At 72.4% G+C, this 22,782-nt stretch carries 14 protein-coding genes; 4 read left to right on the forward strand and 10 right to left on the reverse strand.

Going from position 1 to position 22,782, the window contains the following annotated elements; genetic code table 11:
• Positions 1-5: 5 nt before the first annotated feature.
• The 3 genes from FSYMDG_RS08880 to FSYMDG_RS08890 all read right to left on the reverse strand — a co-directional run bounded on the left by FSYMDG_RS08880 (position 6) and on the right by FSYMDG_RS08890 (position 1,777).
• On the reverse strand, positions 6-632 hold the full coding sequence (locus FSYMDG_RS08880; protein ID WP_043603303.1) for a DUF3000 domain-containing protein: 627 nt from the start codon (positions 630-632) through the stop codon (positions 6-8).
• 168 nt (positions 633-800) lie between these two features.
• Positions 801-1,058, reverse strand: a complete 258-nt coding sequence (locus FSYMDG_RS08885; protein WP_013873218.1) for a hypothetical protein — start codon at positions 1,056-1,058, stop codon at positions 801-803.
• A 323-nt stretch (positions 1,059-1,381) separates the two neighbouring features.
• Positions 1,382-1,777, reverse strand: a complete 396-nt coding sequence (locus FSYMDG_RS08890) for a DUF3817 domain-containing protein (protein ID WP_013873219.1) — start codon at positions 1,775-1,777, stop codon at positions 1,382-1,384.
• A gap of 568 nt (positions 1,778-2,345) precedes the next feature.
• On the opposite strand from FSYMDG_RS08890, the gene hemE reads away from it, so the two are divergent.
• From hemE to FSYMDG_RS08910, 4 genes are all read left to right on the forward strand, one after another.
• Positions 2,346-3,452, forward strand: a complete 1,107-nt coding sequence (gene hemE, locus FSYMDG_RS08895) for a uroporphyrinogen decarboxylase (protein ID WP_013873220.1) — start codon at positions 2,346-2,348, stop codon at positions 3,450-3,452.
• A gap of 531 nt (positions 3,453-3,983) precedes the next feature.
• On the forward strand, positions 3,984-5,516 hold the full coding sequence (gene hemG / locus FSYMDG_RS08900) for a protoporphyrinogen oxidase (protein ID WP_013873221.1): 1,533 nt from the start codon (positions 3,984-3,986) through the stop codon (positions 5,514-5,516).
• Between the two features lie 144 nt (positions 5,517-5,660).
• Positions 5,661-6,407 (forward strand): hydrogen peroxide-dependent heme synthase, encoded by a 747-nt coding sequence (gene hemQ, locus FSYMDG_RS08905; RefSeq protein WP_013873222.1) that lies wholly within the window; start codon positions 5,661-5,663, stop codon positions 6,405-6,407.
• A gap of 222 nt (positions 6,408-6,629) precedes the next feature.
• Positions 6,630-7,340, forward strand: coding sequence for a class I SAM-dependent methyltransferase (locus FSYMDG_RS08910; protein WP_013873223.1), 711 nt, complete (start codon positions 6,630-6,632; stop codon positions 7,338-7,340).
• 7 nt (positions 7,341-7,347) lie between these two features.
• Here FSYMDG_RS08910 and FSYMDG_RS08915 read toward each other — a convergent pair whose 3' ends face one another.
• The 7 genes from FSYMDG_RS08915 to FSYMDG_RS08935 all read right to left on the reverse strand — a co-directional run bounded on the left by FSYMDG_RS08915 (position 7,348) and on the right by FSYMDG_RS08935 (position 22,611).
• Positions 7,348-8,178, reverse strand: coding sequence for a hypothetical protein (locus FSYMDG_RS08915; RefSeq protein WP_013873224.1), 831 nt, complete (start codon positions 8,176-8,178; stop codon positions 7,348-7,350).
• 306 nt (positions 8,179-8,484) lie between these two features.
• Complete coding sequence (locus FSYMDG_RS08920; protein ID WP_013873225.1) at positions 8,485-9,675, reverse strand: SLC13 family permease; 1,191 nt, start codon at positions 9,673-9,675, stop codon at positions 8,485-8,487.
• 75 nt (positions 9,676-9,750) lie between these two features.
• Positions 9,751-14,553 (reverse strand): NACHT and WD40 repeat domain-containing protein, encoded by a 4,803-nt coding sequence (locus FSYMDG_RS29400; protein ID WP_013873226.1) that lies wholly within the window; start codon positions 14,551-14,553, stop codon positions 9,751-9,753.
• Between the two features lie 27 nt (positions 14,554-14,580).
• Positions 14,581-15,621 (reverse strand): TIR domain-containing protein, encoded by a 1,041-nt coding sequence (locus FSYMDG_RS27430; RefSeq protein WP_202797685.1) that lies wholly within the window; start codon positions 15,619-15,621, stop codon positions 14,581-14,583.
• A 218-nt stretch (positions 15,622-15,839) separates the two neighbouring features.
• Positions 15,840-16,247, reverse strand: coding sequence for a hypothetical protein (locus FSYMDG_RS22965; protein ID WP_050803429.1), 408 nt, complete (start codon positions 16,245-16,247; stop codon positions 15,840-15,842).
• Between the two features lie 15 nt (positions 16,248-16,262).
• On the reverse strand, positions 16,263-16,511 hold the full coding sequence (locus FSYMDG_RS22970) for a hypothetical protein (protein ID WP_050803432.1): 249 nt from the start codon (positions 16,509-16,511) through the stop codon (positions 16,263-16,265).
• Between the two features lie 256 nt (positions 16,512-16,767).
• Positions 16,768-22,611 (reverse strand): TIR domain-containing protein, encoded by a 5,844-nt coding sequence (locus tag FSYMDG_RS08935; protein ID WP_013873228.1) that lies wholly within the window; start codon positions 22,609-22,611, stop codon positions 16,768-16,770.
• Positions 22,612-22,782 lie beyond the last annotated feature (171 nt).

A 22,782-nucleotide genomic window follows, 5' to 3' on the forward strand; every position in this document is an offset into this window, starting at 1 on the left:
CGGGGTCAGCACGGATGGCGGGACGGCAGGGGCACCACTCCGCGTACTCGCGGCGGCAGGCCCACCATGGCCGCCAGCAGGTCGGCGAAGGAGTGGAGCTGGGCCGCCGCCTCGGCGGGCCGCCACACGCGGTGATCGCAACCGTTGGCCGTCCCGGGCCATTCCGGTGACCAGGAGCAGCGCAGTTCCACATCCGAGTTGTCGCCGTCCGCCGCCAGCACGCCGAACCGTTTCGAGTTCGTGATGGTCACCGTGCCGCCGATCGCCCGGTAGCCGGCCTGGTTGGCCTCCATCGCGTCCCGCAGCCACGACCAGACGACCTCGGGCAGCAGTGGGTCGGTGGCGATCTCGGGGTCGACTGCCGCGCGGGCATAGCAGACGAACCGCGCCGTGCCCTCCCATGCGCTGTGCCCGGCCGGGTCGAACAGGAGGATCAGCCGGCCCGAGGCTGCCTCGTCACCGTCCCGCGAGAGCCCGCCGGCGGCCGCGAACGCGTACGGCGCGAGTCGCGCCGGCGCCTGGATCTCGTGTACCGCGACCTCCGGACGGACTCGGCCCATCGCGTCCCGCAGCGCCGCCGTGGCCGCGACGAAGACAGCTGGGCCGCCGTCTGGAGACAGCGGCGCACCCATGGACGTCACGGTAGGACGTCCTGACTGCGGGCGCGCGACGGAGCGTGGACGCGCGACGGAGCGTGGACGCGCGACGCGGCGCGGGCGGCGGTACGGGCGAGCGGGACGCGGACCAGCCGGCAGGAAACCCACCGACAGGTGGCGGTCGACCGATCAGGCGACATGTGGTCAGGCGACACGGCGCAGCCGCTGCTGGTGTGCTGATCCACCAGACGGTTCCGGCTCCCGCGCGGGTACCCGGGCGGCGGGGGAGTCCGGCTGCCCGGGGTTGAGGAACACGGCCGTTCCGCAGTCGACGCAGGCACGGTCGGGGCAGTCCGCGTCGTGTCCGTCGGAACACGGGGGCTGCTCGAAACCGCGCTCGTCACCGCACTGCGGGCAGATCAGAAAGGTCAGCTCGTCACCGCCCACAAGGACCTGTTCCATCCGGACACCACTCCCCAGGGCACGCTCACGACACAGAGGGCGCGCGTGGACATCACGGACCCTCTCGTCCCATCCCGACTTCCCTGACGGTGGCACGGACAGGCCCCATCTCCGCGTATTCGGGGTCGGCGTGTCGTGCACGTGCATCATGCCCGGTATGCAAGTCATCGCGGTAACGGTTATGTTGCGCGGCCATTGGGGTGTTCGTGCCGTTTCGTGGTGCCATGGTGACCGTCACGGCGGGTTCGCCCCTGCCGGGACGGCCCGCGGTCACCTCCCGGGGCTGGCCCGGGAGGTGACCGCGGCGGTTCGGGGGCCTGGCTTCAGGACGCGGGTTCGGATGCCGATGTGGCGGGGGTGCCCGGTCCGGTGTGGGCGGCATCGGCGGTGCGGTCGGACGCCGATGGCCGCAGCCAGCGGCGTTCGACGAAATAGGGAGCAACCGGCAGGACGGACGCGCCGAGCGCCAGCAGCGTCCGCCGCGTCGCCCAGTGATGTGCCGTGGCGACGGCGACGATGACCGCGCAGTAGGCGAGAAAGAGCACGCCGTGGATCGGCCCGAGTACCCTGACCCCGCCGGGATGATCGGCCGTATGTTTGATCACGGTCGCCACCAGCAGGAGTAGGAAGGACGTCGCCTCGGCAATCGAGATCAGCCGGGCGGCGGCGAGCAGTTGGTCGCCACTGTCGGACCGTCGGTGGTCACCGTCGGCTGGCATGTTCGGCCTCCATGGTCATGACGCGTGAGTCGTCACGCGTGGTCGGTCATCGCACATGATCGGCTCGTCACGCGTGGTCGGGTCAGCGGGTGTGGTCGGGTCGGCAGGCTCGGTAGGCATGGTCGTCGCAGCGGCGGCATGGTCGCGCCGCCTTCGGGCGACCGCCGGTGGGAGGGCTTGCGAATCCGGTGGCCGGTCTGTTCTACGTGCTGTCGAAGATAAACCGTTCCCGGGGCGGCCTGTCGACCCTCCGGGGATGCCCGGACGCGGTGGCGCGTCGCGCCGTTCCGTGCCCCCGTGCCCCCGTGCCCCCGTGCCCCCGTGCCCGCGAGCCCGGGGTGTTCGTCGAAAAAACCGAGTATCTCGCCTTGCCCGTCCCTGCCTGTCCCTGCCCGCCACCGTCCTCGTCCCCGTGCCTGCGGGCCTGGGCGCCCGCTGCGGTGAGGTCTGTCCCGCCCGCCTGCCCGTGCCGTGTCCAGGGTGCGGCGGCGGGCGTGACGGAGGTCGCGACCGGGCTGCTCTCCCTGTCGGGAGCATCCATCGCGATGAACGTGCAACCATCAGGGTCATGTGTGCGGCAGCAGTGGATCCAGCGGCGGATCCGACAGAACCGAGTGGAACGTCCGGGGCGGGTGGGGCATTCGGGGCACGTCCCGAGTTGCGCGACGCGCCGTTCCTGCGTGCCTGCAGGGGCGAGCCAGCCGAGCATGTTCCGGTGTGGTTCATGCGCCAGGCGGGCCGCGCGCTGCCCGAGTACCGCAGGCTGCGCGCGGGCACGGCGATGCTCGACTCCTGCCGTGATCCGGATATGGTGACAGAAATCACACTACAGCCGATACGCCGCTTCCGTACGGACGCCGCGATCCTGTTCTCCGACATCGTGCTGCCCCTGGTCGCCATCGGGGTGGACATCGACATCGTCGCCGGGGTGGGCCCGGTCGTCGCGGAGCCGATCCGGGACGGCGCCGCGCTGGCCCGGCTGCGGCCACTCGCCGGCGACGACGTCCCGTACGTGACCGAAGCCGTCCACACGCTCGTGCGCGAGCTGGGGCCGACCCCGCTGATCGGATTCGCCGGGGCTCCGTTCACCCTGGCCAGCTACCTCGTCGAGGGCGGGCCGAGCCGGACGCACGCCCGCACCAAGCAGCTGATGTACAGCGCACCACAGGTGTGGCACGAGCTGGCCGACCGGCTCGCCGACATCACCATCGGTTACCTGCGGGTCCAGGTGGACGCGGGGGTGAGCGCGCTGCAGCTGTTCGACTCGTGGGCCGGGGCGCTGGACGAGGCCGACTACCGCCGCTACGTCCTGCCCCACAGCCGGCGGGTCCTCGAGGCGTTCGCCGGTGACGGCGTCCCCCGCATCCATTTCGGGGTGAACACCGGGGAGCTGCTCGCCGTCATGGCCGAGGCCGGGGCCGACGTGGTCGGGGTGGACTGGCGGGTCCCGCTGGACGAGGCCGCCCACCGGATCGGCCCGGGCCGGGCGGTGCAGGGCAACCTCGATCCGACCGCCGTCTTCGCGCCACGTGACGTCCTTGCCGAGAAGGTCCATGACGTGTGCTCCCGCGGCGCCAAGGCGGACGGCCACGTGTTCAACCTCGGGCACGGGGTGCTCCCCGAGACCGATCCGGACGTGCTCGCCCACATCGTCGAACTGGTGCACGATTTCTGAGCACCAGCCGTTTCCGAGCGCCATCCGCCCGCTGGCCGTCTTCTGAGCGCTGCTGCCGTCGACGGACCGGGTGCCTGGGACGTCGCGCCGACTCTTCTGGTCGCCGCTCTTCTGGTCGTCGTTCCGGGCGGCCTGGGCGGCCTGGGCCCGGCTGGTCGGCGGGAGGCCATGGCCGGGCATCTGTCGCGCGGCGCCGTGTGGCGCCTGTGGCGTCCGATGCGGCGCTGCGTAGGCTTTCTGTAAGCGATGTATGACCTGTTGTGGCGTCATGTGACGCCGTGTGGGTGGCCGGGTGCCTTTCCTCACCCTTGCCGGGCAATCTTTGCCCGTCGCGGTCGGATGGGCGGACGCGGGAGGAAACTGGTGCGGGTCACGCAACATGTGGCGGTCGGCCCGGGCCGGCGCGCCGCTGGACAGCGGCGGTCGGCACGCGGACGGTGGTCAGGCGTGTACGGGTCATACGTGTACGGGCCAGGTGTATCAGGCCAGGTGTATCGGGCGAGGTGGCCGTAACGGGAGGAGCGGGTCTGCATGCGGGTCGTCGTGGTCGGAGCGGGTGTCGCGGGCCTGGCGGCTGCCCATGCGCTGCGGGGCCGAGCCCAGGTCACCGTCGTGGAGGCCACCGACCGGGTCGGTGGCAAGCTGCGGACGACCCCGTTCGAGGGGCTGGAGCTTGAGGAGGGCGCCGAGTCGTTCCTCGTCCGCGTGCCGGACGCGGTGCGGCTGGCCCGTCATGTGGGCCTCGGCCACGACATCGTCCATCCGGCCACCACCAGCGCGTCGCTGCTGATCTCCGGCCGGCTGCGTCCGCTGCCTCCGCGGACCCTGCTCGGCGTCCCGACCGACGTGGTCGGCCTGCTGCGGTCACGGGTGCTCTCCCCGACCGGGCTCGTGCGTGCCGCGGCCGATCTGGTGCTGCCGCGCACCCCACTGCCGGCCGATCCCACGGTCGGCGGCTTCGTGGGCGCCCGGGTCGGCCGCCAGGTCGTCGAACGCCTGGTGGATCCCCTGCTTGGCGGGGTGTACGCGGGGCGGGCCGACGCCATGTCGCTGCGGGCCACGGTCCCGCAGCTGACCCCGATCATGTCCGAGAGCCGTTCGCTGCTGCTCGGGGCGTACCGGGTGCGGGCCCGCACGGCACCGGCCGACCCCGCGACCACCCCGGTGTTCGCCTCGGTGCGCGGCGGCCTGGGCCGCTTCGCCGCGGCCGTCGCGGACGCCAGCGAGGCGGAGATCCTGCTGGGGACGCGCGTGCGCAGGCTCAGCCAGACCGCCGCCGGCTGGCGGCTGAGCCTCGTCGGCAGCGGCAGCGGCAGCGGCAGCGGGCCGCGGGCCGTGCCGGACGGCGCCAGCGGTGACACCGGCGCGAGTTCAGGTCCCGGAGCCGACGTCGGCCCCGCAGCCGGCCCGGGAGCCGATCTGGGAGCCGATCTGGAAGCCAATGCCGTCGACGGACCGGGTGCCTGGGACGTCGACGCCGACGCCGTGATCCTCGCCGTACCCGTGCCCGAGGCCCGGCGGCTGCTCAGCCCGGTGGCGCCGCACGTGGCCGCGCCGCTGGCCGCGGTCCCGTACACGTCGGTGGCGTTGATCACGCTGCTCTACCGCGGGGTACAGCTGCCGCCGGGCAGTGGCTACCTCGTCCCGCCGCGCCAGGGCAACGTGATGAAGGCGGCCACGTTCCTGTCCGCGAAGTGGCCGCACCTGTCGGCGGACCCCGGCCTGAGCATCGTGCGGGCGAGCGTCGGCCGGGCCGGCGACGAAAGCGATCTGGAACGCTCCGACGTCGAGCTCGCCGGTGTCGTCGCGGCCGAGCTGGCCGCCGCGACCGGCCTGACTGCCCGACCGCTGGCCAGCCGGGTGACCAGGTGGGACACCGGGCTCCCGCAGTACCTGCCCGGCCACCTCGAGCGGACGGCGGTGGTACGCGGGATGCTGCCCGCCGGCCTCGCGCTGGCCGGCGCCGGGTACGACGGGGTGGGTATTGCGGCCTGTGTCCGCTCCGGCGAGGCCGCCGCGGAGACGGTGCTGCGTTCCGACGACGCGCTCCGGATCGGCCAGTGACGCGATCTCGGCTGCGGGCCCGTCCGCGGATGCTGGCCCGTTCGGTCGCCGGCAGGTTTTCGGACGGCGACCCGTTCGCGGATGGTGGCCCGGTCCGTGGGGTACTGGCAGGCCCCGGCCGGCCCGGTAGGTGACAATTAGGCCATGCCCGAGACTCCCACAGCCATCACCGAGACTCCCGAGACCGGGACCTCCCAAGGCGGTCCCGTCCCCTCCGCCCGGGAGCTCAACGCCGAGCTGCTCTACACCTCCTGGTCGGTCTTTGCGGCGCGCGAGGCCCTGCCCGCGGACCGGACGGTGATCGCGGCCGAGGTGGAGAGTCTGCTGGAGGGGGCTCTCGCCAAGGACGTCTACACCCGGGGTGTCTACGACCTGAGCGGCTACCGTGCGGACGCCGACGTCCTGCTGTGGTGGACCAGCCCCGACCCCGACCTGCTCCAGGAGACCTACCAGCGGTTCCGCCAGAGCGCTCTCGGGCGGGCGCTGGCGCCGGTGTGGTCGGCGGTCGGCCTGCACCGGCCGGCCGAGTTCAACCGCAACCACGTGCCCGCCTACGTCCGGCGCGAGGACCCGAAGGCGTACGTGTGCGTCTACCCGTTCAACAGGTCGCTTCAGTGGTACCTGCTGCCCGACTACGAACGCCGCGGCATGCTCGCCGAGCACGGGATCATGGGCCGGGAGTTCCCCGACGTCCGGGCGAACACGGTGTCCGCGTTCGGGCTGGGCGACTACGAGTGGCTGCTGGCCTTCGAGGCGGACGAACTGCACCGGATCGTCGACTGCCTGCGGCACCTGCGCGCCAGCCGGGCACGGGAGCACACCCGCCTGGAGACGCCGTTCTTCACCGGCGTCCGCAAGCCGATCGCCGACCTCGTCGCGGCCCTGCCGTAGGCCTCGCGGGGCCGCGACCGCCCGCCGCGGACCGTGCAGGGGGCGCGGCCCTCTTGCCGCAGCCGCGCAGGGGGCGCGGCCCCTGCCCACAGCCGCGCACGGCTGCGGCTCCTGTCACAGGCCGCGCGGTGTCGTGGCCGCGCCGACATGCTGACGGCAGGTGCGCGGGCCTGAGTGAAAAACGCGTGTGGGGCCGAGCGAGAGACGGTAGCGAGGGACGGTATGGACCCGATCGTTGCCGCGAACCTGCGTTCCTACACCGACGGCACACAGGTCGCCGACTATCTGGCCACGCCCTACCATTCCCGCCGGGTGGCGGACGCGACCGACCTGCTGATACAGGAGGCCCGGCGCCGGAGTACCCGGCCGCTCGTAGCCGACCTGGGCGCCGGGACGCGAACCGTCAGCGAAAAGCTGTCCCAACACGGCGCCCGGGCCGTCATGGTGGATCTCGGCGCCCACCAGCCCGGCCGGACGGCCCGCTGGCACATCCCGCTGGTACGGGCCGACCTCACCCGCCCTCTCCCGTTCCGGTCGGGGGCGCTGGACGGGATCTTCGCCGGTGAGATCGTCGAGCACCTTTTCGACCCGGTCGTCTTTCTGACGGAATGCCGGCGGATTCTGGCCCCCGACGGGGTGCTCGTGGTGACCACGCCCAACCTCGCGACCCTCCAGGACCGGATTCGTTTCCTGATCGGCCGAAGCCCCCGTCAGGTCGACCCCCAGCATCCCTACCTGAAGCTGCACATACGCCCGTTCACGTACTCGTCCCTGGTCCGGGCCTTCGACGTCTGCGGCTTCCGGGTCGTCGGTTTCCGCTCCAACTACGTGGTGCTGGGCGGAGAGGCGCGCAACGTCTCGTCACGGGTCCTCGCGCGGGTGTTCCCCTCGCTCGGGGGATCGCTGGTTCTCGCCGGTGTCAGGACCGGCTGAGAAGACGTCAGGACGGGGCGAGAAAACCCGACGCTGACGGCCGGGCGGTGACGGCCGGGCGGTGACGATCGGCTCCGAGCGTCGGACCGGCCGCGGCCTTCACGGGCTTCACGGCCGGGGCCGGCCGGCGCTGATCGCGCAGTGAGAACGAACCGTGGTCGGTGGTGCAGGTGCCGTATGGGCTCATGCCGTACACCGCGATGTCCGACAGCGGGCCGGAGTAGGTGCGCGCAGGGGGCAGGCCGGTCAGGGCGATGCGTGAGTTCGGGTCGTCGGGCCAGGCGAGGGTCACGTGCGGGTTGAAGCGGTCGCCGTCGGGCGCGGCCACCTCGTCGTAGCCGTAGCGGGCGAGCTGGCTCACCGCGGCCGGATCGGCCGGGACACGGCCTGCCAGCACGTCGTGCAGCCGCTCGCCGGCGGGGCTGAGCTCGCGCAGCCGTCCCCGGCGCAGCGGCTCGACTCTCCTGATGACCTCGCGTTGCAGTTCGACCCAGGCCGGTGACCGGCGGAAGTACAGCTCCGGCGCGCCCTGCGGGTTGTGCCGATACTCCTCGCCCTCGCCGTACAGCGGCGGCAGGGCCTGGGCCACCGCGCGGACGGCGTCGACAACCAGGGGTATCTCCGAGGGGCTGACGGCGAGCATGAACAGCGACACGTGCGGCTCGCAGACACCGCCGGCCGGGTCGTGGGGGTATGCCGCGCCGAGGCGGAAGTGCGACGGATAGCCATTGGCCGCCATCCGCCGGGCCAGGCCCGCGCTCGACGAGACCGCCTGCCGCCGCAGCGGAGGGGGCGGCAGGAGCACGACGTCGAGGGTGACGGTGGTGGGAGAGGACACTGCGCTTCCTCCGCTCGAAATGGTCAGGCCGTCCGCGCCGGCACAACCGGTGTGAACGGATTCCCGGCGGTACCGGAGCGCCGGCACACCGGATACCGACACAACGTATGGCTGGCCGGATGTGTTGCCGAACAGTGTCGCAGCTCATAGTGGGCGGTGTCCCGGTATCGGCACCGGCGTTTTCCGGTCGCCGGAAGTACGAACCGGCGGCCGGGAACCGCTGGGAAGTGGCGAACCGGCCGCTGGAAGTACGAAAAGCACAGCCCTGTTGTGTCGCCCGCGGCCATCATTTCATGACCGCTCTGGTTATCCGAGAAATGTTCCTGTCGCGACGACGACGACAAGGCCGGCGACCAGCGCCGGCAGGCCGATCCGCACGCCGAGGACGGTGTACTGCCAGGGGCTGACATGGACGTCGAGGCGGGCCGCGGTGGCACGCCAGAGCAGGCCGGCGAGCGCGCCGTGCAGGACGAGCACCGGCCCGAAGTTGACACCGAACAGCAGCGGCCACAGCTGGTCGGGATTCGCGTCGATCTCCGGCAGGCCGATGAGCAGCGCCGGCAGGTTGTTGATCGTGTTGGCGCCCAGGATGCCGAGCCCGGCCACCCGTACCTGCGCGAGCCAGTCCGACCCGCTGAAAAGAGCGCCAAGGCCCAGCTCCGGGGAGGCCGCCGTGGCCACCACCCCGAGGCTCACGGCGAGGGCGGCCGCGCCGAACGGAAGGTCGCTGACCCGGACCGTGCGGGTCAGGGCGAACAGCACGACGTCGGCGACGAGCGCCACCGCCCAGGCCGGCACGCCGAAGAGGTCACCGACGGTGAAGCCCAGGACGACGAAAACCACGATCGGCGTGCCGAGGCGCAGTGCGCGCGGATCCACCGGGTCCCTGACCTGGTCGTGCAGGGCCGTGGCGGTGTCGATCCGGCGGTAGCCGTACCAGCCGACCACCACCGCCACCAGCGACGCCGGCCCGAGCCGGGAGACGAAGTCGGCGACACCCAGGTCGTAGCGATCGGCGGCGATCAGGTTGGTGAGGTTCGAGATCGGCAACGCGCTGGACGCCAGGCAGGCCAGCAGGACCGGCTGCATCGCCAGCATGGTCGGGTTGAAGCCGTGCCGACGCGCGATGCGGATGTAGAGCGGGGTGAGCAGCACGACCGAGGCGTCGAGGTTGAGGAACGTGGTGACCGCCGCCGCGAGCACCCACAGGCCCAGTCGTGGGTTCGGGCCGGTGTCCACGAGCGCGGCCACCGACGAGAAGAACCCGAGCCGGTCCAGCATGGCCGCGAGCGGCACGGCCAGCAGCAGGAAAGCCAGCGGTGACACCAGCGGCCGGACGGCGTCGACCGCCTTGTCGCCGGCCATGCCACCGATGAGGAGGAGTGTCACCGCGGCGACGGCTGGCACCACCCAGTTCGGGATCCGGGCCGGGCGTATGAACACGCCGAGTACGGCGGCGGCCAACAGAATGATCCGAACGGCCGCCACCGCACACATGCTAGCGCCTGGTGACAGAAGCTCCGGATGCGCCCAGTGGTGGGACGGATCCACCCGAAGGGTCGGAGCTGAGGGTCAGAAGGGCGCCTCGACCGGCAGCAGCCGTACCGCGTCCAGGTGCCGGTCGAGCTCGCCCAGCTCGAAGCGGCACATGCCGATTACGTGCCAGATCTCGCCGGCGAGGTCGCCACCGAACTTGTAGCCGCCGTCGGGCGCCAGTGCCGCCCACCCGCTCTCGTGGCCGACCAGTGTCACCGCCAGGCCGGTGGGTCCGGACCGGCCGACGTTCCACAGCCGGGCCGTGCCGTCGTCGCCGCAGCTTGCCAGGCGGGTGCCGTCCGGGCTGAAGTCCAGCGACCAGATCCGGCGGGTGTGCCCGGCCAGCGTATCCAGACGGCCTCCGCTGGCGATGTCCCAGAGCTGGACGACCAGGTCGTCGCCGGCGGTGGCGAGCACCGTGCCGTCGGGGCTGAACGCGGCCGCCCACAGCCGTCCCCGGTGCTGGGCGAACACCCGCAGCAGCTCGCCGGTGGCGGCGTCCCACAGCCGGGCCGTGCCGTCGTTGGACGCGCTCGCGAGCAGGCTGCCGTCCGGGGTGAACAGCACCGCGTACACACGGTCGGTGTGGCCGGTGAGCGTCCGCCGGCACTCGCCGGTCTCGGTGTCCCACAGCCGTACCCCGCTGTCGTCGCAGCCCGTGGCGAGCAGCCGGCCGTCCGGGGCGAACGCGAGCGAGCGCACCCGTCCCTTGTGGCCCTCGAAGGTCCGGATGTGCCGGCCGGTCCCGCGGTACCACAGGCGCACGGAGTCGTCGTCGTTCGCGGTGGCGATTATCTCCCCGTCCGGGCTGAACACCTGGGCCCACACATGGTCGGTTTCGACCCGCAGCTCCCGTTCGTAGCCGCCGGTGTCCTGGGTGCCGGGAGCGTCGAGGTTCCACAGGTGCACACCACCGGCGCTGCTGGTCGCGGCGATGCGCCGGCCGATGGGAGTGAAGATGGCGGAGGTGAGACGGTCGGCGGCACCGGTGAGCTCCCCGTGACGCTGCCCGGTCCGTGGATCCCACAGCCACACCTCGCCGTCGTTGCCGCTGGTGGCCAGCAGGGAGCCGTCGGGGCTGAAGCGCACCGAGTTCAGCCGCCGGCCGTGCCCGGTCAGCACGCGGCACGCGCCGCTCACCGGGTCCCACAGCCGCGCGGTCCGGTCGTTGCTGCTGGTCGCTATCTGGCCGCCGTCCGGGCGGAACACCATCGGCCAGACCGCCCCCTTGTGCCCGGTCAGCTCGTGGCGCTGCTCGCCGGTGGCCGGGTCGATCAGCCGCATGACCCGGTTGTTGTCGCTGCTGGCCAGCAGCGTCCCGTCTGGGCTGAACAGGACCCGGTACACGGCCGCGCCGTGGCGGGTGAGGATCCGCCGCTGCGTACCGCCGGCCACACCCCACAGCCGGACCACACCGGCTATGTCGCCGGTGGCCAGCAGGTGGCCGTCCGGATGGAAGTCGAGGGTGTAGACGGCCCGTTCGTGCCCGACGAGGTCCTCCCGGAGTTCGCCGGTGGCGGGGTCCCACAGGTGGACGCCGCCACCGTCGCCGGCGGTGGCGAGCAGGCTGCCGTCCGGGCTGAAGGCCAGCCGGAAGACCTCCGCCGCGGTTGATATCCGTTGGTGCAGCTGGCCGGTCGCGGTCTGCCACAGCCGCACGGTGCCGTCGCTGTCGCCGGTGGCAAGCAGGCTGCCGTCCGGGTGGAACGCCGCGGTCCACACCCGGGAGGCGTGCCCGGGCAGCAGCGCGCGGACCTGGCCGCCGGCGGTGTCCCACAGCCGGAGGGTGCCGCTGCTGTCACCAACGGCGATCAGGCTGCCGTCTGGGCTCGGCTCCACCGGCCAGGCCCAGTCGCGGTGACCGCCCAGCGTGTGCAGGCAGCGGCCGCTCGTCGGCTCCCACAACCGGACGGTGGTGTCGTTCGAGCCGCTGACCAGCACCTCCGACGCGTAACGGACGATGTATGCCCGGCTGTGGTGGCCCTGCAGCGTCTGGAGCGGACGGCCGGTGGCCGCGTCGCAGAGGAGGATGCCGCCCTCCTCGCTGGCGATCGCCAGGATCCCGCCGTCCGGGCTGTAGACGACCGGGTCCGGGATCCGGCCGGTCTCGAAGCCGAAGGAGACACCGAGCGCGGACGGTACGAGACCGACGTGCACCTGCTGGCCTGGGGCCACGGCGGCGCCCTGCCGCCGCGCGTCGGCGAGCAGCGCCGGGTCCGCGCTCGCTCCGACGATCGCGCTCTGCCGCAGCCGGGCGCCGTCGATGCGGGCCCCCCGCAGGCTGGAGCCGAGCAGGCGGGCGCGGGTCAGGTCGGCGCCGGTGAGGTCCGCCCCGCTCAGGTCGGCCTCGTCGAGGCGGGCGGCGACCAGCCGGGTGCCGCGCATGACCGCGCCGGTGAGATCGGCACCGGTCAGGATGGCGTCGGTGAGGTCGGCGTCGGTGAGGTCCACCGCCCGCATCTCCCGGTACGACAGGTCCTCGCCGCGCAGTGACACCCCGCGCAGGTCGCTGCGGATGGGGGTCCGCAGCCGGGCACTGACCTTCAGCGCGTTCGCCCTGGTCACCTCCGCGGCGTCCGGGTCGGCGAGCACGCGGGTGGCCCAGGCCCGGGACGCCTCCGCGGTCGCCAGGTCGCAGAGGAAGTCGATGGCCAGCTGGGAGAAGTGGCGCCTGGACAGCAGCGGCGGGTCGGTGACCCCGCGGGCGAACTGTCGGGCGACATCGTTGGCCACGAACCATTCGGTCACCGACAGGTGAATGAAACCGAACAGCCCGTCGTCGGTCCGGGCCAGCAGGCTGCCCGCTCCCATGGCGTGGACGGTCTGCTGGGCGGACAGCCTGCCGCCGGCCAGCCCGGTGAGGGCGGCCGCGACCTCGCCGAGTTCGGCCAGCCGCAGGAACGGCTCGTTCGACTCCCACAGCCGCAGCGCGAGGGTCGTCACCGCCGTCCACAGGTCCTCAAGGCTTAGGGTGACCGGCGCGCCCGGCACCCCCTGGGTGCGCACCACCTCACCCCTGAGCCAGGTGGTGAGGATCTCCCGGTAGAGCCCGGCCGCGGACAGGGTGTGCCGGGCGCTCGCGACGCTGGTGAGCTGTTCGGCGTCCAGGTCGGCGATGAAGCTCAGCATCCGGGGGTTGCGGGACAGTCCGCCCAGGTCCTGGATCCGCTTGATGAGGTCGAGCCGTTCGTCGGCGGCCGCCTCGTCACCGTTGTAACGGTTCACCAGGTAGGTACGGATCTGCGAGGGGGCGAACTCCTCGATGTTGAGGACCCGGCGCTGCGGCAGCAGGCCGACCTTCGCGCCGAGCGCGGTGAACACCTGCGAGTTGGTCTGGAAGTGGTGGGTCCGGCTGGCAACGACGATCTTCGCGTCGTTGCTGGCGGCCGCCAGCAACGTGTCGAGATGGTCCGCGGCCCGGTCGTAGGTGACCCGGCTGACCAGCTCGTCGAACCCGTCGAAGAGCAGGACGATACGGCCGCTGCGCAGCAGGTAGCGGAACGCCTTCAGGTCGATGAAGTCCCGCCCGTGGTGGGCGAGGTGGGCGGCGACCATCCCGTCGACGTTGTGCGCCTTGTCCAGGGCGCGCAGCTCGATGAAGATCGGTGTCAGATGGGGCAGCTCGGACGGTATGCGCCGGGCGACCTCCCGCAGGGCGAAGCTCTTGCCCCGGCCGAAGTCCCCGAGGACGAGGATGAAACGGCCGTCGTCCTGGCCGAGCAGCCGCAGCAGTTCGTCCGTGAGGCCCTCATGGACGGCGCGGTCCACGCCGATGAGATCGCGGTAACGCTGCGACACGTACAGCTCCGCCCGGTAGCGCGGGTCGTCCACCAGCCGGGCGGTCTGGTCCGCCACGAAGTCGCTGAGGTCCAGCAGCCCCTGGAACTCGGTGAAGCTGCGTACCCGCACCCGGCGGCGCAGCGCCTCCTCCCGCAGGGTCTGGTGCACCGGAAGGTCGGTGACGATCTCCGAGTGGAGATCGGGCGCCAGGGCGTGCACGTGATGGACGAAGGCCTCCACCTCGGCCAGGCCGATCGGTCCGAGGTGGGCGCCGATGCGCAGCTGCCGAACGTAGCCGTCGTCGTCGTAGGTGACCAGCAGATGCGGGACGGCGCCCCCGATCTGGCGGATCCTGGCCTGGTGGTAGCGGGTCCGGCAGACGTCGGCGATCCGCTCGAGCTGCGTCAGGAGCGGGTCGGGCGCCTCGTGCGGGGCGCCGGCGTCGGAATCGCCACCGCCCCCGGCCTCGGAGACGTTGATCGTGGGATACGACCCGCTGCCGCTTACCGTGCCGGGGAAGGTCGTGCCGACGGCGTGCCAGGTGCGGCGCAGCCGCCCCGCCGCCCCGGCCCGGGCAGTGCCGCCCACCGGCCGGGCCGGGCCGTCACCGTCGGTCCACCGGGTCAGGCCGTCCGGGTCGATCGTCAACAGCTGGAGCCGGCCGGGAGCGGGCGCCGAGACCACCGGCAGGCCGGACTTCAGCGCACCGGGGACCGACGCGGCCCCGGACGCCGACGGGCCGGTGCCACCCGTCCCCGCCCCCGTTCCCGCGCCCGGTGACTGCAGCCCCGGCAGGAGCAGGTTCAGCCGGCCGCCGAGGAGCCGGTCGAACGCGGTGGTGTCGCGCAGCACGGCGGACTCGTCGACGGCCTGCTCGCCAGGCCCGCCGCCCGGCGGCGCCGGCGGGTGGAAGACGGCGCCGATCCGCAGCACCCCCGCCTGTTCGAACGGCCGCAGCTGGTGGGCGAACCAGGCCGCCTGGGCGGCTCCGACGTAGCCGTAACGGTCGCTGTCCCGGTGGCTTTCGGCCATGGTGGAGTTCAGACCCGCGACGACCACGTCCAGGTCGGGGACGTGGAAGAGGGATCAGGGCTGCGCGCTGTCGAACAGCGGGCCCTCGATGCCCTGGTAGACCTCCCGGAACAGGTTGGCGAAGTGCCGCCACTTCGGCCAGTAGGGGGGCTGCGGCTCGATGTCGTCGGCGTCGCAGTTGGCGAAGTAGGCGCGGGCGGCCGCCTGGTTGATGTCGTGGCTGCCCGGGACGAGCACGAGCCGGTGCGCCTCGAGGCTCAGCAGCGCCCGCAGGCCGGCCAGGAACGTCAGCGCCTCCTCGAACTCCCGGGGGTGACCGGTGCTGGTCAGGTCGCCGGTGACGACGAGCAGGTCCGGGTGGGGGGCGCCGGCGTGGATGAGCCGCGTGACATCACCCCACAGGCGTGCCTGCAGCTCCCCGGCGGAGCGGACACCGTCTGCCCCTCGCCGGGGTATCCGCGGCGCGGCAAGGTGCAGCACCGTGACGGACGGCCGCGGCCCGCGTGCCGGGGCCGCCGCCAGTGGGTAGGCCGGCGCCACTACGGGCAGGCGCCGGGTGGTGACGCGGCTCGGTGGGACGAGCTCGTCGATCTCCGCCGCGGGGACGGCCTGGGCGTCCGTCGCGAGCGGGTAGCCGGGGCCGGTCTCGGGTTTCGCGCGTCCCCGCAGCGCGTCGGAGACCTTCTTCAGTAACAGCTCGCGAGCCTTCCGGGGGTCGGTGACACCGACCAGGTCGACAAATGTGATCATGGACAGCAGTCCGTCGAGCTCGCACTCCTCCGTGCGTACCGTGACGAGCTTGCTTTTCGAGGTGTCGGGGTCCAGTGCGACCTGCCATTCCAGGTTCCCCCACCTGGATTGCATATAGCTGCGGGACAGTACCGCGATGACGAGAGTTGCCTCGCTCACCCCGCGGTCGATGAACTCCTTGAAGTTGCTGCCTGGAACGAAGTCCCAAGCCTGGATCATGGTTCGATAACCGGCGCTCTCCAGCTCCCAGGCGATCCAGGACGCCCAGCGTTCATTGGCCGCCGAGTAGCTGATAAAGAAGTCCAGGGGGCTGCCCGCTCGGGTCGGATGGGCTTGCGACACCATTTGCCCAGTATGGCCCAGGGGATACCGCGTGGCAGGACCGGCACGCCGCGTCATCGGATGTTTTTTGGAGTTTTGTTAAAATTTATATTGTTTTGTCCTTTTCGGTTGGTTTCCGGTTGCCGGCGGGCTCCGGGTCGGGCCAGCGCCGGGCAGACCACGGGGCGGCGCCGGCCGCGGGCCGGGCGGCGGGGGCATGGGCGGGGGCGGGTATGCGCCGGTCACACCGGCCGTGCGGCCGGTCGCCTCCGCTCGAGCAGGCGCAGGACGGTCCGGGCCGCCTGGCCACTTTCGGTGGTGTCGCAGCGCCCGCGCCGTACCCAGTGGTCGCGGGCATGGAGCGGCCCGATCGACCGATCACGGTGGTCCGGGCGGTTGCGGGCCAGCATGAGAGTGGTCGCTTCCCCGCCGGGGACCTCGGTCCAGTGGAACATCCCGGCCGGCATGGTGTAGAGGTCGCCCGCTCGATGGCTTTCCATCGTGCCGGGGCCGTAGCGCACCAGGCGCGAGGTCGCCCGCAGTTCGTCCACGTCGCCGTGGCTGTGCACCTCGAAGAGGCGGTGGGTGGGCGGCGTCCCGGCCGCGGGGGTGATCCGCACGAGATGGTTGTGGACCTCGCCGGCCAGCACGAGGCTGCGCAGGTCTCAGCTGTGGCAGTGCACCGACGAGGTGGTCGGACGTGCCGCGCGGACCTGCCGGGTCCACACGTGCACGCAGACCCCGCCCTCCTCGAAACGCCGTACCGGAATACACAGGAATCCCAGCGGATGGCGCAGCACCGTCGCCTCCCGGGGGGTGGCCGCAGCATCCATGAGGGCCTGCGTCAACCAATCCGGAACGGTACCCGTCCGGATGCCGGCGACCTGGTGGCACAGCTGCGTGTAGGACGTCATGCGCACCGGTCCTTTGCCTGGGCACCGGGTACGCCTGGACGGGAGTCCGAAGCAGGGCGGCTTTCGGCGTTGTACCGGTGCCGGCATCCGTCCTGCCGTGCTGTCGTGTTCGTGGCTGGCTTGTTCGTCACAGCCTTGTTCGTCCCCCCGAAGTTCCGCACGAATGTATCGTAACCGCGGAGTGGACGGTGAAAAAGTCGCTGTATCGTTTTTTACCGCTGGCGGCGGCCGGTGCCGGACGGTTCCGGCAAATGCGTCACGGAAACCAGTGTCGACGATTCCGGCCGTTCGGGTGGATCGGGGAGCGGGGGATGCGCTCGAGCCCGGGAATCGGGGCGTCGGGTCCGAGCGGGGTGAGTTCGCCCGGCTCGAGGCGGCACAGCTTCACGACCCACCACAGGAAGTTCGCCGGATCACCGTCGATCTTGACACTGCCGTCCGGCAGAAGTACGCTCCACCCGCCCGCGGCGAAGCTGACCATGGTGGCGACGGTACTGCCGGTACTGCTGCCAGCGCCGATGGTCCACAGCCGCACAGTGCCGTCGTCACCGCCGGTGGCGAGCAGGCTGCCGTCGGGGGAGAACGTCACCGCCCGCACCGCGCCGATATGGCCGGTCAGCAGGCCGGCCTGACGGCCGGTGGCGATGGTCGACAGCCGCACGGTGCCGTCGTCGCGGCCGACTGCGAGGGCGGCGCCGTCGGGGGAGAAGGCGATCGCCATGGCGGCGGCGTCGCGGCCGTCGCCGCCATGGCCGGCACCGTCCTCTCTGCCGGCGCTGCCCCTGCCGGTGCTGTCTCTGCCGGCAGCGCCTCCGCCGGCGCTGCCCCGGGCGGTACCGCTGTGGCCGGTCCGGTCGGCTGTGCCGCGGTCGGTAGCGCCGCTGGTGGTGGTCCGGTCGGGACTGGTCTGGTCGGTGGGGTGGGTGAGCCGGCCGATTGGATGGCCGGTGGTGATGTCCCACAAACGTATGGTGCCGTCGGGTTCGCCGACCGCGAGGGTGGCGCCGTCGGGGGAGAAGGCGATCGCCGTGGCGGCGGTGCGGCCGGCACCGCCGTGGCTGGTAGCGCCCTGGCCGCTCCGGCTGCCTCGGTCGGCCTGGTCGGCACCGCCGTGGCTGGTGGTCGGGTCGGTGGGGCGGGTGAGCCGGCCGATCGGGTGGCTGGCGTCGATGTCCCACAGGCGTATGCCGCCATCGGGTTCGCCGGTGGCCAGGGTGGTGCCGTCGGGGGAGAGCGCCACGGCCATCGGCCACGGCACGCCGGCATGGCCCGCGAGGCGGTTGCCACGCCGGCCGGTGACGATGTCCCAGCGCAGCAGGGCGTCGGCATGGACGGTGGTGAGCAGAGCGCCCTTGGCGGAGAACGTCACCGCGGCGGCCGCTGTGGTCGCGTCGGCGCTGCGGGTGAGCTGTCCGGTGAGCCGTCCGGTCGTCACCTCCCACAGTCGGACGGTGGGATGGCCGCCGTTACCGCCGTGCGCGGTGTTGTAGCTGGCGGTGCTGTGGCTGGTGGCGAGGGTGGTGCCGTCGGGGGAGAACGCCACCGCCCACACCGGGTCGCCGCGGCCGGCCAGCCGGCCGGTCTCCTGGCCGCCCAGCGGATCCCACAGCCGCAGCGTGCGGTCCGTGCCGCCGGTGGCGAGGGTGGTGCCGTCGGGGGAGAACGCCACCGACCGCACCGCGCTGGCGTGGCCGTGCAGCATCGCCGTCCGACGGCTGGAGACGACGTCCCACAGGTGCACCGTGCCGTCGTCCCCGCCGGTGGCCAGGGTGGTGCCGTCGGGAGAAAACGCCACCGCGTGCACATGGTCGGTGTGGCGGGTGAGCTGACCGGTCTGCTGGCCGGTGGGTGCGTCCCACAGTCGGACGGTGTGGTCGTCCCCGCTGGTGGCCAGGGTGGTGCCTTCGGGGGAGAACGCCACCGGCCACACCGCGCCGGTGTGGCCGGGCAGCACCCTGGCCGGCCGTCCGCTCGTCGCCTCCCACAGCCGTACCGTGCCGTTGTCGCCGCCGGTGGCGAGCAGAGTGCCGTCGGGGGAGAACGCCACCGCCCGCACCCTGGGCGCGCCACGGTCGCGCCCGCCCGGACGGTCGTCCCGCGCCCCCGCCTCCCGCGCCTCGTAGGTGCTGTGAGTCCCGTAGGTGCCGTGAGCCCCGTAAGCATCGTGTGACCCGTGGCTGTCGTAAGCGTCGTGCGACCTGTGGCTGTCGTGGGCCTCATGAGCGCCGTGGCTGCCGTGGGCGTGGTCGATGATCCGGCGGGGCTGTCGGCTGTCGGGTTCCGCGGTGGCCGCCCACAGGTGTACCGCCGTGTCGTCCCCGCCGGTGGCCAGGGTGGCGCCGTCGGGGGAGAACGCCACCGCGCGCACCGGGCCGGTGTGGCCGGACAGTTCGCGGGTCTGCCGGCCGGTGGTGGTGTCCCACAGCCGGACCGTGCGGTCGTCGCCGCCGGTGGCGAGCAGGGTGCCGTCGGGGGAGAACGCCGCCGCGCGCACCGTGCCGGTGTGGCCGGTCAGCGTCCGCAGCGGGCGCAGCCCGTCGGGGTCGACCAGCAGTACCTGCCGCCCCCAGCAGGCCGCGAGCAGGGTGCTGTCCGGGGCGAAGACGATGCTTCGCGGCTCCCGGGCGGGTGGCAGCAGCATCGCCTCGACGCGGTCGCGCCCGAGGACCGCCGCGGCCGCCAGTTCGGGTGCGGCGGCGCTGGCCACGTCGAGCCGTGGGTGCACCAGCGCGGCCCGCTGCCAGCGGCTGCCGGTGAGCTGCACGTTGGTGAGGATGGGACGGATCAGCCGGGCGCCGTGGAGATCGGCACCGGAGAGGTTGGCACCGGTGAGGTCGGCGTCGGGCAGCCGGATCCCGGCGAGCACCGCCCCGGTGAGGTCGGCGAAGCGCAGGTTGCGCCCGGCCAGGTCCTGGCCGCGCAGGTCCTGGCCGGCAAGGTGGGCGCCGGCGACCGGCAGCCCGAGGGCGCGGGCGACCCCCAGCGCGTTCACCGGGGAGGCGCCGTCGGCGCCCGGGTCGGCCAGCACCCGCTGGGCCCAGCCCCTCAGCGCCGCCCGGTCGGCGAGGCCGACCAGAAAGTCGATCATTAGCTGGGACATGTTCCGCCGGGCCAGCAACGACGACGCGCGGTGACCACCGCCGGGCGGGCCACCGTGGGGCGGGCCACCGTGGGGCGGGCCACCGTGGGGCGGGCCACCGTGGGGCGGGCCACCGTGGGGCGGGCCACCGTCGAGCTCGCGGGCGGCCACCGTGGCCGCCAGAAACTCCATGACCGAGCGGTGGACGAAGGAGAACCGGTCCTCCCGCCGGATGAGCAGACTGCCCGAGCCGACGATGAACGCGGCCTGCGTCGCGTCCAGTTTGACCTTGCCCAGATCGGTCAGGGCGGTCCGGACGGTGTCCGACAGCCCGGCGAGGTCGGTGGCGTCCTCGCCGTTCTCCCAGAGCGTGACGGCCAGGGCGTCCACCGCCTGGCGCAGCTGCCCGGCCGTCAGCGTCTGGAAGCGCCGCCGGGCGACCTCGTTCGCCAGCCACCTTTCGACGAGCTGGGCGTAGAGGTCGGCGGCGCTGACCGTGCCGTTGGGCGCGCTGGCCGCGCGCAGGTCGCTCTCGGGCAGTTCGGCGATGAACGACAGCATCCGTGGGTTTACGGACAGTTCTCGCAGGTCCCGGATGCCGTGGATCAGTTTCAGCCGGGCGTCCGCCCGCTGTTGTGCCGCCAGTAGCCCGGGGAGCTGGGAATCCGGCACCGCCGGCCTGTCAGGGGCGCCCGTCGGCGTCTCGTTGGCGTCCGTGTTTCCGGTCGTGTGCCGGGCCGTGTCCCTGGTGGCGTCCGCGGTCGCGTTCCTGATGGCGCCGCGGGCCTCGGCGGCGATCTGGCGCTCGAACAGTCGCACGAGGAACTCCCGGATCTGCCGCTGGTCGAAGTCGACGAGCCGGATCTGCCGGCTGGCGGTGTGGCGCCGCACCAGCTCGCCGAGTTCGGTCCGCCACTGGTCGTCGCTGGCGAAATGCTGGGTACGGCTGGTCAGCACCACCTTCGCCCGGCCCGTCACCGCCGACATGATCATGCGTAGGTGCTCGGCGGCCCGGTCGTAGGTCACCCGCAGGGCGAGCTCGTCGAAGCCGTCGAGCAGCAGGATGATCCGGCCGCGCTCCAGCATCCGGCGGACCGTCCGGACGTCGACCCCGTGCTCCCCGGTCTTCGTCAGGTGCAGCGAGAGCAGGTCGGCGACGCTGTGGGTCTTCTCCAGCGTCCGCAGCTCGACCAGCATCGGGATCATGCCGGGACGCTCGGCCGGCAGGCGGCGGGCCAGTTCGTGCAGCAGGAACGTCTTGCCGTGCCCGAAGTCGCCGAGCACCAGCAGGAAGCGGGCCTCCTCGACGTCGAGCCAGTCCACGGCCGCGGCGAGCACGTCGTCCTGCGCGGCGGTCTCCGCCACGCCGTCGGCGAGGACCGACCGCTGCGGCACGTACAGCGAGGGCGGGTAGGCCGGGTCGGTCTCCAACCGGGCGGTCTGGCGGAGCAGGTAACGGCGCGGATCCCACCGTCCCTCGAACTGGGCCAGGCTGCGCACCCGGATCCACCGCCGGCGGGCCTGGCCGACGAGGCCCTGCTCGGCGAGCGCTCCCCCGTACACCAGCTCCGACTCGACCGGTTCGCCGACGAACAACTCGTACCGGACGACGACCTGTTCGTAGAAGGCGGCCAGGGTGTCCTGGTCAAGCCCGTCCGCACTGATCCCGACCGGCCAACGCTGCCACTCGCCGTCCCGCAGGCCGTTCACGTCGAAGTAGACGGTCCCGTTGTCGGCCGTCATTCGCTGGATGGTCGCGTCCGGGTAGCGGACCCGGGCGGCCTGTTCCACCCAGCGCACGAACACCGACGTGATCTTCTGTGGGGCCGGGCCCGGGTAGGCCGGCGGCTCGGCGCCGTCGGCATCCGCTGGTGCGGGGGCCGGCCCCCGCACCAGCCCCGGGTAGGCCGGCGGCAGCGCCGGCTGCGCCGAACGACCGGCGGCGGCGGACAGGCCGTCGAGCAGCGTACGGCGCGCCTGCGCCTGCGCCTGCTCCACCAGGCTGACCCGGCCGACACCGCGAAGCAGCGGCGGTGCCTCGCACGGCGCGACGCGGACCGGCACGAGAAGGGGACGCCCGTCCCGGGTCATCGTCGCGAGCGCGGCCTGCCATTCGGCCGCCGCCCAGTCCGAGTTCACGTAGTCCGGGGAGAGAACGGGCAGGACGAAGGCTGCCGCGGCAAGCTCCCGGCGCAGCCAGGCGGCGGCTCCCTCGCCCGGTGGCGGCTGCCACGTCGTCGCCCGCGGCCGGTATCCCTCGGCCGCCAGCTGATGGATGATCCACGCGGCCCACCGCTCGTCCGCCTCTGTGTAACTGACGAACACCACTGGTCTGGCAGCCAGGCCAGTCCCACCGGTCGCGCTGGTCGTACCGGTCGCACCGGTCGCACCGGTCGCACCGGTCGCACCGGTCGCACCGGTTTCAGCGGTAGCACTGGCCCCGCCGGTTCCGGTGGTTTCGATGGTTCTGCCGGAGATCACCGTGGGTCGGGCGGGCAGCACCGGCACCGTCCCGATAGGCGGCTCTGTTTCCGCTGGCTGCGCGGTCAGCAGCCGCAACAGCGGTTCGATCCCGGCCTGGGTGAAGTCCGTGACCCGATAATGCGTTCCCGCGGACGGGCTGAGAAAAGCGGGAATGTCCTCGGTCGAACGGCCGGGCAGCAGCACCGAGAGGAACTTCGCCCGACCGGCCGTCTCGTCCCGGTAGAACTCGTCCCGGATGAGCAGGCCCTCGAAGCGCGCGCCCCGCCCCTGGGCGGGGTCCCCTTCCCCCTCCGCCCGCCGCCGGTATTCCGGGGACGCGATCACCAGGACGAATGCGGCCTGACGTATCTGCGCCAGCATCCACAGCGTCCAGTCGCGGGGCTGTTGCGCGGCCACCACGTCCAGCTTCGCGTCCACGCCGCAGCGGCGTAACAGCAGCCAGAGGTTGCGCACCGCGTCGCCGTGGTCCGGCGAGTCGTGCGCGTAGGAGATGAACACGCGCACCCCGCTCGCCGCCCCCACCCCGGCATCCACCACGTTCCGCAACCCCCTGAGGCCGACACGAGCATGCCCGCGACCGCAGGGTAACGGTGGCGACGCAGGGACGGAACAGTCAGGTCCGGGCATGCGCGGACCTGACCGTCCGTCGGAGTGGCCGTGCCTCTGGCGGCTGTGTATCCGAGTATCCGAGGCGAGGCCAGGTATGGG

This window comes from Candidatus Protofrankia datiscae, assembly GCF_000177615.2.
Taxonomy (GTDB): domain Bacteria; phylum Actinomycetota; class Actinomycetes; order Frankiales; family Frankiaceae; genus Protofrankia; species Protofrankia coriariae.

What these genes read in the sequence shown, in the direction of transcription:
- FSYMDG_RS08880 (WP_043603303.1), bottom strand. Translation starts at nt 632, where the DNA reads ATGGGTGCGCCGCTGTCTCCAGACGGCGGCCCAGCTGTCTTCGTCGCG.
- FSYMDG_RS08885 (WP_013873218.1), bottom strand. Translation starts at nt 1,058, where the DNA reads ATGGAACAGGTCCTTGTGGGCGGTGACGAGCTGACCTTTCTGATCTGC.
- FSYMDG_RS08890 (WP_013873219.1), bottom strand. Translation starts at nt 1,777, where the DNA reads ATGCCAGCCGACGGTGACCACCGACGGTCCGACAGTGGCGACCAACTG.
- hemE (WP_013873220.1), top strand. Translation starts at nt 2,346, where the DNA reads ATGTGTGCGGCAGCAGTGGATCCAGCGGCGGATCCGACAGAACCGAGT.
- hemG (WP_013873221.1), top strand. Translation starts at nt 3,984, where the DNA reads ATGCGGGTCGTCGTGGTCGGAGCGGGTGTCGCGGGCCTGGCGGCTGCC.
- hemQ (WP_013873222.1), top strand. Translation starts at nt 5,661, where the DNA reads ATGCCCGAGACTCCCACAGCCATCACCGAGACTCCCGAGACCGGGACC.
- FSYMDG_RS08910 (WP_013873223.1), top strand. Translation starts at nt 6,630, where the DNA reads ATGGACCCGATCGTTGCCGCGAACCTGCGTTCCTACACCGACGGCACA.
- FSYMDG_RS08920 (WP_013873225.1), bottom strand. Translation starts at nt 9,675, where the DNA reads ATGTGTGCGGTGGCGGCCGTTCGGATCATTCTGTTGGCCGCCGCCGTA.
- FSYMDG_RS27430 (WP_202797685.1), bottom strand. Translation starts at nt 15,621, where the DNA reads ATGGTGTCGCAAGCCCATCCGACCCGAGCGGGCAGCCCCCTGGACTTC.
- FSYMDG_RS22970 (WP_050803432.1), bottom strand. Translation starts at nt 16,511, where the DNA reads ATGACGTCCTACACGCAGCTGTGCCACCAGGTCGCCGGCATCCGGACG.